Genomic DNA, 13451 nt, shown 5'->3' on the forward strand with positions numbered 1-13451 from the left:
GCACCGTGGCGGAGTTCGAGAGCATCTGGAGCGATCTGCAGGGCGTCGCGTTTGAGCAGGGCTACCTCGACGCCGGAGGAGTGCGGACGCGCTACCTGCGAGCCGGTGATCCCGGGAAGCCGGTGTTGGTCTTGTTGCACGGATCCGGCGGACATGCCGAGGCCTATGTGCGCAACCTGGCTGCGCACGCCGAGCATTTCTGGACCTGGTCGATCGACATGCTCGGCCACGGGTACACCGACAAGCCGGGCCACCCACTGGAAGTCGCCCACTACGTCGAGCACCTGATGGCCGTGCTGCGCACCATCGGTGTCGACCGTGCCTACCTCAGCGGCGAATCGCTCGGCGGCTGGGTGGCCGCACGCGCGGCCATCGACCATCCGGATGTGGTTGAGCGGCTTGTGCTTAACACCGCCGGTGGCTCCCAGGCCGATCCCGTGGTGATGCAACGGATCATCACGCTGTCCATGGCGGCCGCCGAGGACCCGACCTGGGAAACGGTGCAGGCGCGCATCAAATGGCTGATGGCCGACAAGTCCAAGGGCTACGACGACCTGGTCGCCAGCCGCCAGCGCGTGTATCGCCAACCGGGGTTCGTCTCGGCGATGAGCGACATCATGGCGCTGCAGGATCCCGAGATCCGGGCGCGCAACATCCTCGGCCCGGACGAATACGGCTCGATCGTCGCCCCGACGCTGGTGCTGTGGACCAGTGACGATCCGACCGCCGACGTCACGGAGGGGCGTCGCATGGCGTCGATGATCCCGGGCGCCCGCTTCGAGGTGATGCCCGGTTGTGGCCACTGGCCGCAGTACGAGGACGCCAAGACTTTCAATCGCCTGCATCTCGATTTCCTGCTGGGCCGGTGATGGTCGCACCAAAGCGGGAGGTGGGTGACATCGAAACCGATGTCCTGGTCGTCGGCGCGGGTCCGGTCGGGTTGACCCTCGCCAACATCCTTGGCCTGCAAGGTATCCGCACCATGGTGGTCGACGAGCGGGACACCCTCATCGACTATCCGCGCGGCGTCGGACTGGACGACGAGGCGTTGCGGACCTTCCAGTCGATCGGACTCGCCGACCGGGTGCTGCCGCACACGGTGCCCAATCAGATCTTGCGCTTCGTCGACGCCAAGCGCCGCGTGCTCGCCGAAATGGCCCCGCCGGACGCACGTTTCGGCTGGCCGAAACGAAATGGCTTCGTGCAACCCCTCGTCGACGCCGAATTGTTGGCCGGCTTGGACCGCTTCGAGCACGTCCAGGTGCGCTGGGGACGCCCGATGACCGCATGCCAGGAAAGCGCCGACGGGGTGACCGTCGAACTCGGCGGCGGTGGTGACAACGACGGCGACACCGCACGCCTGCGGGCCCGTTACGTGGTCGGGTGCGACGGCGGCCGCAGCATGACCCGCCGGGTGATGGGGGTGTCGTTCGACGGGACGACGTCATCGACGCGCTGGCTGGTGGTCGACATCGCCAACGACCCGCTTGGCCACCCGAACAGCGAGGTCGGCGCCGACCCCGAACGCCCGTACGCCTCGATCTCGATCGCCCACGGAATTCGCCGCTTCGAGTTCATGATTCACGCCGACGAGACCGACGAACAGGCCGAAGATCCGGCGTTCCTGACCCAGATGCTGGCCCGGATGGTGCCTCACCCCGACCGGGTCGACGTCATCCGGCGCCGCGTGTATACCCACCACTCGCGGATCGCCGGCGCGTTCCGGCGGGGCCGGCTGCTGCTGGCCGGCGACGCCGCCCACCTGATGCCGGTGTGGCAGGGGCAGGGTTACAACAGCGGAATCCGGGACGCGGCGAACCTCGGTTGGAAGCTCGCCGCGGTGGTGAGCGGGCGGGCCGACGACAAGCTGTTGGACACCTACGACGTGGAACGCCGCAAGCACGCCCGCGCCATGATCGACCTGTCGACCATGGTGGGGCGGGTGATCTCGCCCACCAACCGCCGGGTGGCGAACGCGCGAGATCTCCTGATCCGGTCGGCGTCAATCGTGCCGTCGCTCAAGCGATATGTGCTGGAGATGCGGTTCAAGCCGATGCCGCGTTATGAGCACGGAGCCGTCGTGCACGCTGCGCCGGGACGTGCCGATTCGCCGGTGGGAACGCTGTTCATCCAGCCGCGCGTCGACACCCGAGATCGGCAGGACGTGTTGCTCGACGATGTGCTTGGTTCTTGGTTCGCCGTGTTGTGCTGGAACAACAACCCCCGCAAAATCCTCGGCGACGTCGCGTTCGCGAACTGGAAAGCGTTGGGCGCGCGCTTCTTCGCGCTCCGACCGGCGACCCAGCTGCACTGGGCGGGGCACGACGACCCCGATGTCGTCGTGGTGGGTGATCGGCATGGCGGCCTAAAGTCCTGGTTCGACACGCACTCGGAGTCGGTGCTGTTCCTGCGCCCCGACCGGTGCGTCGCGGGCGCCTGCATCGCTCAGCGCGCGCCGGACCTGAGCGCCGCGCTTATCGATGCGCTCACACTCACGCCGCGAGGGGGTGAATTGCAAAATGGCACTGGCTCTGTGCTGTATGTCGCACAGCCCTCTCCTGAATCTTCCGGGGCCGTCGCGGGACCTGCTTGATGACATCGAGGGCGCAATCGCGCAAGCCCGGCGATTCGTCGAAGACTACGACCCCGAACTGGTCGTCAGTTTTTCCCCGGATCACTACAACGGCTTCTTCTACAAGGTGATGCCGCCCTTCTGCATCGGCACCAGCGCCCGCGGAGTGGGGGACTACGGCACCCACGCCGGCCCGCTCAACGTGCCGGAAACCCTCGCGGCCGACTGCGCGAAGGCGGTCCTCGACGCTGGCGTCGACGTCGCGGTATCGGCCAGCATGGACGTCGACCACGGGACGGTCCAGCCGCTGGAGAAGCTGTTCGGCGACGCCACCTCGCGTCCGGTGATACCGATCTTCGTCAATGCGATCGGGGTACCGCTGGGCCCGATGCACCGTTGCCGCGCCCTGGGTACCTCCGTCGGCAATTACCTTGCCACCCTGGACAAGCGCGTCCTGATTCTGGGATCCGGCGGGCTGTCGCACAGCCCGCCGGTGCCGAGCTTGGCGACCGCGCCCGCACCGGTGCTGGAGCGGATCGTGCACGGCCAGCCGATGACGTCCGAGCAGCGCCAGGCCCGGCAAGCCGCCGTCATCGACGCGGCCAAGAGCTTCGCCGCCGGTGACAGTGAGCTGCAGGCACTCAACCCGGCGTGGGACCACCGCTTCCTGGAGATCATCGACGGGGGATGGCTGAGCGAACTGGATGGATGGTCGAATTCGTTCGTCGCTCACGAGGGCGGCAGCTCCGCACAGGAGATCCGCACGTGGGTAGCGGCATTCGCGGCGCTGGAAGCGGTGGGGCCCTACGAAACCACCGGGCGCTACTACAAACCCGCGCCCGAACTGATCGCCGGGTTCGCCATCAGAACGGCACTTCCGAAATGACGGCGGCCTCGGACGATTTCGATCACGTCGTCGATGTACTCATCGTCGGATCCGGCGGTGGCGGTATGACGGCCGCACTGACGGCCCAGGCGGCCGGCCTCGACGCGTTGGTGATCGAGAAGTCCTCGCACTTCGGCGGTTCCACCGCTCTGTCCGGCGGCGGCATCTGGGTCCCCGGTGCCCCCGCGCAGCGGCGGGAGGGCTATGTGCCCTCGCCCGAGGGCGTCGTGGAATACCTCAAACGGATCACCGACGGCCTGGTCAGCGAGGCACGGTTACGGCAGTACGTCGAGACGGCACCACAGATGCTGCAGTTCTTGGAGCAACTGTCCGGATGGTTCGAATTCGTCTGGAAGCCCGGCTATGCCGACTACTATCCCGAGTTGCCCGGGGGCTCCGAACTGGGCAGCACCATCAACGTGCCGCCCATCGACCTGCGGAAGTTGGGTGCCGACGAGCAGAAGCTGCTGCAGCCGCTGGCGCTGGCACCGAAGGGAATCTGGCTGGGCCCCAAGGAATTGCGCACGTTCTACCGCATCAGGCAGTCATGGGCAGGCAAGGGTGTGCTGCTCAAATTGATTTCGCGGATGGTCCGGGCCCGGGTGTTCGGCGAGCGGATGGCCGCCATCGGTCAGTCGCTCGCGGCCCGGCTCCGGCTGGCGCTGCGGGAACGCGGCATCCCGCTGTGGCTGGAGTCGCCGATGGTGCGACTGCTCACCGATTCCGAGGGGGCGGTCACCGGAGCGGTGGTGGAACGCGAGGGCGACACACAGCGCATCGGCGCACGTATGGGCGTCATCCTGGCGTCGGGGGGATTCGACCACGATCTGGCCTGGCGCAAAGAACTTCTGCCCGAGGTGGACCAGGACTGGAGCTTCGGCAATCCCGCGGCGATGGGCGACGGTATCCGCGCCGGCCAACAGATCGGCGCCGCAACGGATTTGCTGGACGAAGCCTGGTGGTTCCCGGCGATCCAGTGGCCGGACGGCCGGATGCAGTTCATGCTTAACGAGCGGATGATGCCGGCCCAGTTCATCGTCAACGGTGCGGGCAAGCGCTTCATCAACGAGGCGGCTCCCTACATGGACTTCGGCCACGCCATGATCGAGGGCCAGAGGTCCGGCATCACCCACATCCCCTGCTGGCTGATCACCGACCACAGATCGTTCAATCGCTACGTCGTCGGTGGACACCTGCCCATACCGAAAATTCCGGGGGCGCCGGTGCCCACCGGCCGCAAAATCCCATCGGCCTGGCTGGAATCCGGTGTGGTCAAGGCGGCCATGTCATGGGACGAGATGGCGGCCAAGATCGGCGTGCCCGCAAGCCAGCTGACCGAAACTGCCCGCCGCTTCAACGAACTCGCCCGCAAGGGACACGACGACGATTTCAACCGCGGCGACAGCGTGTACGACAACTACTACGGCGACCACACCCTGCCCAACCCGAACCTGTACCCCCTCGGCGATCCGCCGTACTACGCCTTCCGGATCGTGCTCGGCGACCTGGGCACCTCGGGCGGTCTCCTGACCGACGAGCACGCCCGCGTGCTGCGGACCGATGGCACGGTGGTGCCCGGCCTCTACGCAGTGGGTAACACCTCCGCACCGGTGATGGGCCGCAGTTACGCCGGTGCCGGGGCGACCATCGGCCCAGCCATGACCTTCGGCTACGTCGCAGCGAAACACGTTGCGGCACAAGCAGCCAACCGAGCCGCTAATACTCATAGGAGGTAACGATGAAAATTTCGCTGTTTTACGAATTCGCCCTGCCGCGGCCCTGGGCGCCCGACGACGAACACGTCCTGCTGCAGGACTGTCTCAACGAGGTCGAGGCCGCCGACAAGGCGGGCTTTTCCACCGTGTGGCTGACCGAGCATCACTTCCTCGAGGAGTACTGCCACTCGACGGCCCCGGAGATCTTCCTGGCCGCGGCCAGCCAGCGGACCAAGAACATCCGGCTGGGGTTCGGCATCATGCACCTGCCGCCGGTGGTCAATCACCCGGCGCGGGTGGCCGAGCGCATCGCCACGCTCGACCTGCTGTCCAACGGCCGCGTCGAATTCGGCACCGGGGAATCGTCGTCGGTCGGTGAGCTCGGCGGATTCAACATCGACCCCGCCGACAAGCGGGCGCAGTGGGAAGAGGCCCTCGAGGTCTCGATCCGCTGCATGATCGAAGAACCGTTCACCGGGTTCAACGGCGAGCATGTCCAGATGCCGGCACGCAACGTCGTCCCCAAGCCGCTGCAAAAGCCGCACCCGCCGGTGTGGGTCGCCTGCACGCGGCCGGCCAGCGTGCAGATGGCGGCGCAAAAGGCCATCGGCGCTTTGAGTTTCGCCTACACGGGTCCCGGTCCGCTGACCGAGCGGGTGAACGGCTACTACAAGGAGTTCGAGGAGAACGGCGTCCCGGTCACCCCCCGCATCAACCCGAACATCCTGGCCATCGGCGGCGACCTGTCGATGATGGTCGCCAAGACCGATGAGCAGGCCCTGCAGCGGCTCGGACAGGGCGGCGGATTCTTCTCGTTCGGAATCATGCACTACTACATGACGGGGGTGCACACGCCGGGGCGCACCGGGGTGTGGCAGCGCTATCTCGAAGAGGTGGAAAAGGATCCGACGCTGGCGTACGGCCCCGGCCGGGGTGCGATCGGATCGCCGGCCACGGTGCGCGAGTTCCTCCGCGGCTACGAAGAAAGCGGCGTCGACGAGATCATCCTGCTGCTCAACCCGCGCAGCCACGAGGGCACCATGGAATCCATCGAGCTGATGGGCTCCGAGGTGCTTCCCGAGTTCATCGAGCGCGACGCGAAGGCCGTGGCGGAAAAGGCGAAGCGGCTGGAGCCCGTCATCGAGAAGGTGGAGTCGCGTCGCCCGGAATCGACCGCACCGCAATTCGACGAGGATTACTCGTTTGGTGGGCTCCCGACTGGCCGCGGCGGTAAGTTCACCGCCAGTGAGATCCCCGAAGCCATGGCGGAGATCAACGAAGGCCGCGTGCAGGCGGCGCAGCGCGCGAAGGAACAGCAGAAGTAAACCGGAGAATTTCGAGGCGAGCCTTGGGAGCAATCGACGAGCTGTGGCGCTACGACGGTCGCCGTGCGGTGGTCACCGGATGTGCCTCCGGCATCGGCGAACACGTGGTGCGGCAGCTCAGCGAGCTCGGGGCCGAAGTCATCGGCCTGGACAAGCGACGGCCGGACTTCGCGATCGACGGGTTCCACGAGGTCGACCTGGCTGACCGGACATCGATCGAGTCGGCGGTAGCCGACGTGACCGGTCCGGTCGACGCGTTGTTCAACGTCGCCGGCGTGTCGTCCGGGATCGGCGACCCGCTGCTGGTGGTGACCGTCAACTTCCTGGGGATGCGCCATCTCACCGAGGCGCTGATACCGAAGATGTCCGCGGGGTCGTCCATCGTGAGCGTGTCATCGCTCGCGGCGGCCGCCTATCGGGAGCACCTGCGGGAGGTGGCGCCGCTGCTGCATACGGCGACGATGCAGGCGGGCATCGACTGGTGCCGTGAGCATCCCGACGTGCTGGGTACCGGCTATCAGTTGTCCAAGGAAGCGATCATCCTGTACACCATGCGCAGCGCCACGCCACTGGGCGCGCGGGGAATCCGCATCAACTGCACGGGTCCCGGCGTGACCGAGACGCCGATCCTGGACCAGCTGCGCACCGCCTACGGGCAGGGCTTTCTCGACGACATCCCCAAGCCGCTGGGTCGCGTTTCCGAGCCCGCCGAGCAGGCCTCGGTTCTGCTCTTCCTGAATAGCGATGCCGCCAGCTATATTTCGGGCCAGGTGTTGTGGGTTGACGGCGGAAACGTGGGCGCCGCGATCGCTGGCGAACTCGAGGAAGGACGTGCTCCGTGGCCAGTGTGACCGACTTTCGCCGGGCCGCTCGCGATGTCAGTAACTGGGGCCGCTGGGGCGATGACGACGAGCTCGGCACGCTGAACTTCATCACCTCCGAAAAGATCGCCCAGGCAGCGGGTTTGGTCCGCCACGGCAAGGTTTTTCCGCTCGGGGTGGACTTCGGGTCGTCGGGGCCGCAGGGCGCCTTCGGTTTTCGGCACAATCCCATTCACGTGATGACGGTGGATGGTGGTGACGCCAGCACGCTCGCTCACTACGGCCCGAATTGGGATCGCAATCCCACGGCGGCGCAGATGGGTCCGTACTTCGTCGACAACCTGTTCAGGTTCAACGACGACATGATCATCATGCCGCTGCAGGCGGCCACCCAGTGGGACGCGTTGTCGCACGTCTACTACGACGACAAGCTCTACAACGGGATTCCGGCGGGGTCGGTGACCAGCCTCGGGGCCCGCCACCTCGGCATCGAGAAGGTTGACGGCAAGGGCATCACCTCGCGCGGTGTCCTGCTGGATGTGGTGCGCCATCGCGGCGCGGAGGTCTTCCTGGAGCATGGAAAACCCATCACTCCAGCGGAATTGGACGATGTCGTCCGCTCCCAGGGCGTGACGATCGGGCGCGGTGACATCCTGCTCATTCGCACCGGCTGGTGGACGAGGTTCCTGCAGACGGGCAACAAGACCGAACCGTATTCCGGCCTGGACTGGCAGTGCGCCCAGTGGCTGCACGATCACGAGATCGCCGCGGTCGCGTCCGACAATCTCCAGGTCGAAGACCCGGTGTCCGGGGTTGACGGCGTGTTCTTGCCGTTCCACCTGTTGACGCTGCGCGACATGGGCCTGATGCTCGGCGAGTATTGGGACTTCGCGGCACTGGCCGCCGACTGCGCGGCCGACGGTGTGTACGAGTTTCAACTCATCGCACCGCCTCTGAGATTCGTTGGGGCAGTGGGCTCGCCGGTGAACCCGATCGCGATCAAGTGATGCAGCGCCAAACGCTGTCGGTCGATGGGCTGACCACCAGCTATCTGGAAGCCGGCGACGGCGACCCGGTGGTACTGCTGCACGGTGGTGAGTTCGGCGCCGGCGCCGAACTGGGGTGGGAACGCAACTTTGACGCGCTGTCGGCACGGTATCGGGTCTTGGCGCCCGACCAGCTGGGATTCGGGCAATCCGCGAAGGTCATCGATTTCGTCGACGGCCGCGGCATGCGGATCCGGCATGTGGCACGGTTTTGCGAGTTGCTCGGGGTCGACTCGGCGCACTTCGTCGGCAATTCGATGGGCGCCATCAATCTGCTCACCGATGCCACGTCGGAGACCCCGCTGCTGCCGGTTCGCAGCTTGGTGATCATCTGCGGCGGCGGAGAAATCCAGCAGAACCGGCATTTCGAGGCGCTGCAGAACTATGACGCCACGCTGCCGGCGATGCGCCGCATCGTGGAGGCGTTGTTCTTCGACCCCGGCTATCCCGATGACGACGACTACGTGCGGCGTCGTTACGAGTCGAGCACCGCGCCGGGGGCGTGGGAAGCCATCGCCGCGGCCAGGTTTCGCCGCCCGGGAGCCACGCCGTCGGCGACGCCATCGAGCGCTCGCGCCTACGAACGCATCGGCGTGCCCACGCTGGTCGTCGAAGGGGGAGGCGACAAACTCCTTCCGGCCGGTTGGGCCGCCGAGATCGCCGAGCAGGTCGACGGCGCCCGCTCGGTGGTGGTCGAGAAGGCCGGACACTGCCCCCAGATCGAGCAGGCCTCGGTGGTAAACCAGATGCTGCTGGGTTTCCTGGGCGCGGTCTGAACGTCAGAAGACGTAGTCCAGGCGGGTCATCATTCCCGCCACTTGGTGATAGGTGTTGTGGCAGTGCATCACCCAGGTGCCGGGATTGTCGGCGACGAGCACGGCGGCGAGCTTCTGCTTGGGCAGCACCATGATGGTGTCTTTGCGGGCGCCCGGGCTCCCGTCCGCCTTGATCACCTGGAATGTGTGCCCGTGCAGGTGGATCGGGTGATACATCATCGTGGTGTTGTCGAACGTGATGGTCGGCCGTTGCCCCTGGTGCACGTGCAGCGGATTCGTCTTGCCGTAGGGCTGCCCGTTGATCGTCCAGTTGTATTGCGTCATGTTGCCGCCCAGGACCACGGGCAGGTTGAGCCGGGGGTCCGGGCGGCCAAGGTTGACCGGCGTTGTCGCGGTGAACATCTCGACGGTGCCCACCCGCTTGGTGAGTTCGGCGGGTTGAAACTGCGGGTCGGGTGCGCTGCCGGCCCCGGTGGAAAGCACTGCGCGGGCCAGGCCGTTCTTGCCTTCGGCGACCGCGACTAATGGGAAGACACCGTCCGCGGCGGTCACGGTGACGTCGTAGCGTTCGGCCATGCCGATCAGCAGGGCGTCGACCTGCGCGGGCACCACGGGGTAGCCGTCGGTGTGAGTCACCGTCATCGCGTGACCGGCCAGTGCCACCCGGAAGGTGGTGTCGGAGGCGGTGTTGATGAAGCGAATGCGGATGCGCTGGCCTGGTTTGGCATTAAAGGTCATGGGCGAGGCGGGAATTCGCCCGTTGGCCAGATAGTACGGGTAGGCGATGTCTCCGGCGTCGCCGCCAAGGAGGTCGCTGGTGCCGACGCCCGCCGCCGGAGGCGGGGGCGCGGCGCTCGTCGAGGCTGTCGGGCTGGTCGACGTCGTCTCCGACGCCGATGAACTTGTCTCCGTCGTCGTGGTCGTCGGCGTCGTCGTTTCGGGCGCGTTCTGCGGAGGCTTGTTCGGGTTACTCAGTTCGCTGTAGAGCTGCTGGGGACTCTTCCCGGCCCCGTCGGTCCAATCGTCGAGGACGACGATCCACTCGGCGTCGTAGTTGCCCTCGGTCGGGTCGTCGACGATGACCGGCAGATACAGACCGGTGTCCTCGTCGAGGCCGGTATGCGGATGTGCCCAGTAGGTCCCGGAATTCGGCACCGAGAACCGGTAGGTGAAATCCTGGCCGGCCGCGATGTTGGGGGTCGCCGGCTCGGCGCCGTCCATGTCGTTGCGTAGGGCGATGCCGTGCCAATGCACCGACGTCGGATGGTCGAGTCGGTTGGACACCGTCACCTCGACCTCGTCGCCGATGCTGGCGCGGATCACCGGGCCGGGGATGCCGTTGCCGAAGGCCAGCGTGCGGACGATCGGTCCACCCAGGTCGACCTGGACCTGTTGGGCCGTCAGCTTGGCGGTGACGGTGCGGCCGCTATGCGGTCGGGCGGCCTCGGTTTCGGCGATGGCCGCCGACATTCGGGCACTGCCCGACGGCTCGGGCTTGGTTTGACTGCACGCCGTCAGCGCCAACCCGCCGGCGATGCCGGCGGCCATGAAACCGCGCCTGGTGAGCCGAGTTCTGTCGAAGGGCCCGCCGCTGGTCGGTTGCACGGGCAATTGGTGCTCCTCGTCTTTGGTTCGCCCCAACGTTCTCGTGCTTGGATGCTAGGCGGATCGCAACAGCCAGCGCTAGACCTTTCGCTTATCGGGCGGGTGCGCGGGCATGCTCGAACACGCTGTGGCGGCTTGCCCCCATGTGAGAGTGACCCCGCGCGAACGCTTCTGGGCCGAAAGGACCTCACACAGCCACACCGCCCCCATCGACATGCAGGGTCGAACCGGTGACAAAGCTGGACCGCGGAGAACTCAGGAAGAGCACCGCCTCGGCGATCTCGGACGGGAAGGCGGTGCGGCCCAACGGCAGCGCCCGCCCCAGGTCCTCGTTGACTTCCCCCCATTCCGCGGCCACGCCGGGCGTGCGGGTGGGCCCGGGCGCGACGCTGTTCACCCGCACCCCGGCCGCTCCGAATTCGGCGGCCCAGGTGCGGGTGAGCGATTCCAGCGCGGCTTTGGAAGCGCTGTAGCCCGAGGCGCCGGGAATTCCCTTGAATGCGGCCATGGTGGTGATGTTGACGATGCTGCCACGGCCGCGCTTCAGCATCCCCGGGATCAGGCCGGCTACTAGGAAGTACGCACCGCGAACGTTGGTGTCGAACAACGTCTCGAAAGACGCCGCATTCTGTTCGACCGTCAACGCCGACGGAAAAGTGCCGGCGTTGTTGACGATGATGTCGACCTCACCGCACTGTTGCACAAGCGAATTCACCGACTCGAGATCGGCCATGTCGGTCTGGATAAACCGCGCGTTCGGGCCAATCAGCTCCACCGCTTGCGCACCTCTGACCGGATTGCGACCCGTGACAATCACGGTGGCGCCCTCGCTTGCGAGCAGTCGCGCGGATTCCATTCCGATGCCCGCCGTCCCGCCGGTGATGACGGCGGTGTGGTCCATCAGCTCCATCGGACTCACCTGTAGAAACCTCTTACTTGGCGCCGCTGGGTGTCTGGGAAGCCATCCAGGCGCTGAAGGTGGTGGGGTAGATGACCACATCTTCACCATCGATGGGAACGATGCTGCGTTCGTCGAGCACCGCACCGTAGTAGCGGGCACCGGTATCGGTAACCACCTGGCGCGCATCACCCGTTACCGCAAACCTTGCCCGGATGAAGTCGTCCATGCCTTGCTTTTCGGGGCCGGCGATGTTGATCACCCCGTTGATTGGATCGGCGGTCGCCGCACGGGTAACGGCCGTCGCGACATCCGCCGAAGCAATGGGCTGAAACGCCCCGTGCGGCGCGCGGACCGTGTCACCGTCGGCCAATGAATCCGCAATGCCGTCAACGAATTCGAAGAACTGAGTCGCCCGCACGATTGAGTACGGAGATCCCGATTCCGTGATCACCTTTTCCTGGGCTATCTTGGCCCGCATGTAGCCGCTTTCGGCGGCCCGGTCGGCGCCCACGATCGATAAGGCGACGTGATTGCGCACCCCGGCGGCCCGCTCCGCCGCCAGCAGGTTGCGGGTGGAGGTGGTGAAGAAGTTCAGGACATCATCGTCGGCCCAGGACGGCGAGTTGGAGACGTCCACCACCGTGTCGACACCGGTGACGGCATCGGCAACACCCTCCCCGGTTACGGTGTTGACGCCGGTGCTCGGTGATGCCGGGACGGCTTGGTGTCCCTGGTCGGTCAGCATGGCGACGACCTGTGATCCGATCAGCCCGCTGCCACCGATTACCAAAATCTTCATGATCATGCCTTTCAAGTCTCCCGATGCACTGGCCGTTTCAGCATGATTCAGGCGAGGGCAAGTCGGAACCCTGGAAAGTCCGTAGTTATGCCGAACTCAGGGGGCCAAGTCCTTGGCCAAACCTCGCAGTTGGCGGCGCGAGGTGAGGCCAAGCTTGGCGAACACTTTCCGCAGGTGCCATTCGACGGTGTGCGAGCTGATGAACAACTGCGCGGCGATCTCGGGGTTCGTCAGCCCCTCTCCGGCCAGCCGGGCGATCTGCGCCTCCTGTGCCGTGAGCTCACCGCCGGATGCTGCGCCTGCTTTGGCCGACCGCTTGCTCACCTTCTCGCCGGTGGCCAGCAGCTCGCGACGGGTCCGTTCGGCGAACGCCTCGGCTCCCATCCGGGCGAACATTTCGTGGGCGGTACCCAACTGGGCGCGCGCGTCGATCCGGCGGTTGCAGCGGCGGAGCCATTCCCCATAGGACAGGTGCGCCCGCGCCAGCTGAACCACGATGCGGGTTCGCGCAAGCCGCTCGATTGCGTCCCGGTAGAAGACCTCCGCTTCACGGTCGGTAGTCAGCAGCGCCCGTGATCGCGCGTAAACTCCGGCTGCCCAATCTGTTTGGGCCCCCAGCGCCCGGGCTTCGAGTTGACGCAGCGCGTCATGGGCGGCGTCTTTGGCGCCGCTTCTCGCGGCAGCTTCGATGAGTTCCACGAGGCACTGGCCGAACAGACCTAAATCCTCGTGTTCGCATGCCTGGCGCGCGGCGGCGAAGGCATCGTCGTAGCGGCTCAGACCGTTGTAGAGGACAGCGCTGGAATACCCGGTCAAATATCACTCGGTGCTGCTGGCCGCTTGGCGGGGCAATGAGAACGTCGCGACCAATCTGATCGACCGAGCGGCAACAGACGGGATCGCCAGGGGCGAAGGCCGAATAGTGGCGTTGACCGGGTATTCCAGCGCTGTCCTCTACAACGGTCTGAGCCGCTACGACGATGCCTTCGCCGCCGCGCGTCGAGT

Annotated in this window: 11 protein-coding genes and 2 pseudogenes; 9 read left to right on the forward strand and 4 right to left on the reverse strand. The window is 66.1% G+C overall.

The window, feature by feature from the left end; genetic code table 11:
• The first annotated feature begins 5 nt into the window (after positions 1-5).
• Genes A5659_RS17945 through A5659_RS17980 form a run of 8 tightly spaced genes read left to right on the forward strand, consistent with a single transcriptional unit; the run spans position 6 to position 9141 of the window.
• Positions 6-869 (forward strand): alpha/beta fold hydrolase, encoded by an 864-nt coding sequence (locus A5659_RS17945; protein WP_066865693.1) that lies wholly within the window; start codon positions 6-8, stop codon positions 867-869.
• Positions 869-2593 carry a bifunctional 3-(3-hydroxy-phenyl)propionate/3-hydroxycinnamic acid hydroxylase gene (locus A5659_RS17950; RefSeq protein WP_067019663.1) on the forward strand — a complete coding sequence of 575 codons (1725 nt, stop codon included), beginning with the start codon at positions 869-871 and terminating at the stop codon, positions 2591-2593. Before A5659_RS17945 ends, A5659_RS17950 begins: the two co-directional genes overlap by 1 nt.
• Entirely contained in the window at positions 2541-3458 is a 918-nt protein-coding gene (locus A5659_RS17955; RefSeq protein WP_066865700.1) for a 3-carboxyethylcatechol 2,3-dioxygenase, read from the forward strand. The genes A5659_RS17950 and A5659_RS17955 overlap by 53 nt, the downstream gene beginning before the upstream one ends.
• Positions 3455-5194: an FAD-binding protein gene (locus A5659_RS17960; protein ID WP_067183046.1), complete on the forward strand. Its 1740-nt coding sequence runs from the start codon at positions 3455-3457 to the stop codon at positions 5192-5194. The genes A5659_RS17955 and A5659_RS17960 overlap by 4 nt, the downstream gene beginning before the upstream one ends.
• A gap of 2 nt (positions 5195-5196) precedes the next feature.
• Positions 5197-6498, forward strand: coding sequence for an LLM class flavin-dependent oxidoreductase (locus tag A5659_RS17965; protein ID WP_066878004.1), 1302 nt, complete (start codon positions 5197-5199; stop codon positions 6496-6498).
• Between the two features lie 23 nt (positions 6499-6521).
• A complete protein-coding gene (locus A5659_RS17970; RefSeq protein ID WP_066865709.1) occupies positions 6522-7349 on the forward strand; it encodes a coniferyl-alcohol dehydrogenase in 828 nt (275 codons plus the stop codon).
• Positions 7337-8326: a cyclase family protein gene (locus tag A5659_RS17975; RefSeq protein ID WP_067183049.1), complete on the forward strand. Its 990-nt coding sequence runs from the start codon at positions 7337-7339 to the stop codon at positions 8324-8326. The genes A5659_RS17970 and A5659_RS17975 overlap by 13 nt, the downstream gene beginning before the upstream one ends.
• Positions 8326-9141, forward strand: coding sequence for an alpha/beta fold hydrolase (locus tag A5659_RS17980; protein WP_067183052.1), 816 nt, complete (start codon positions 8326-8328; stop codon positions 9139-9141). The genes A5659_RS17975 and A5659_RS17980 overlap by 1 nt, the downstream gene beginning before the upstream one ends.
• Positions 9142-9144: 3 nt before the next feature.
• Here A5659_RS17980 and A5659_RS17985 read toward each other — a convergent pair whose 3' ends face one another.
• From A5659_RS17985 to A5659_RS18000, 4 genes and pseudogenes are all read right to left on the reverse strand, one after another.
• Positions 9145-10752 carry a multicopper oxidase family protein gene (locus A5659_RS17985; protein ID WP_067183062.1) on the reverse strand — a complete coding sequence of 536 codons (1608 nt, stop codon included), beginning with the start codon at positions 10750-10752 and terminating at the stop codon, positions 9145-9147.
• A 181-nt stretch (positions 10753-10933) separates the two neighbouring features.
• The gene (locus tag A5659_RS17990; RefSeq protein WP_066877994.1) at positions 10934-11656 is read right to left on the reverse strand and encodes an SDR family NAD(P)-dependent oxidoreductase; all 723 of its coding nucleotides are present in this window, start codon (positions 11654-11656) and stop codon (positions 10934-10936) included.
• Positions 11657-11678: 22 nt separating this feature from the next.
• Positions 11679-12446 carry an SDR family oxidoreductase gene (locus tag A5659_RS17995; protein ID WP_067183067.1) on the reverse strand — a complete coding sequence of 256 codons (768 nt, stop codon included), beginning with the start codon at positions 12444-12446 and terminating at the stop codon, positions 11679-11681.
• An 85-nt stretch (positions 12447-12531) separates the two neighbouring features.
• Positions 12532-13256 (reverse strand): annotated as a pseudogene (locus tag A5659_RS18000) (LuxR C-terminal-related transcriptional regulator); the annotation flags it as partial.
• Between A5659_RS18000 and A5659_RS27815 the strand changes: the two are divergent.
• Positions 13255-13451 (forward strand): annotated as a pseudogene (locus A5659_RS27815) (hypothetical protein); the annotation flags it as partial. The pseudogenes A5659_RS18000 and A5659_RS27815 sit on opposite strands and share 2 nt — an antisense overlap.

The organism is Mycobacterium sp. 1165196.3 (genome assembly GCF_001673415.1).
GTDB lineage: Bacteria > Actinomycetota > Actinomycetes > Mycobacteriales > Mycobacteriaceae > Mycobacterium > Mycobacterium europaeum_A.

Coding starts and splice junctions, on each gene's coding strand:
- A5659_RS17955 (WP_066865700.1), top strand. CDS start 2,541: ATGTCGCACAGCCCTCTCCTGAATCTTCCGGGGCCGTCGCGGGACCTG.
- A5659_RS17980 (WP_067183052.1), top strand. CDS start 8,326: ATGCAGCGCCAAACGCTGTCGGTCGATGGGCTGACCACCAGCTATCTG.
- A5659_RS17995 (WP_067183067.1), bottom strand. CDS start 12,446: ATGAAGATTTTGGTAATCGGTGGCAGCGGGCTGATCGGATCACAGGTC.
- A5659_RS17965 (WP_066878004.1), top strand. CDS start 5,197: ATGAAAATTTCGCTGTTTTACGAATTCGCCCTGCCGCGGCCCTGGGCG.
- A5659_RS17990 (WP_066877994.1), bottom strand. CDS start 11,656: ATGGAGCTGATGGACCACACCGCCGTCATCACCGGCGGGACGGCGGGC.
- A5659_RS17960 (WP_067183046.1), top strand. CDS start 3,455: ATGACGGCGGCCTCGGACGATTTCGATCACGTCGTCGATGTACTCATC.
- A5659_RS17950 (WP_067019663.1), top strand. CDS start 869: ATGGTCGCACCAAAGCGGGAGGTGGGTGACATCGAAACCGATGTCCTG.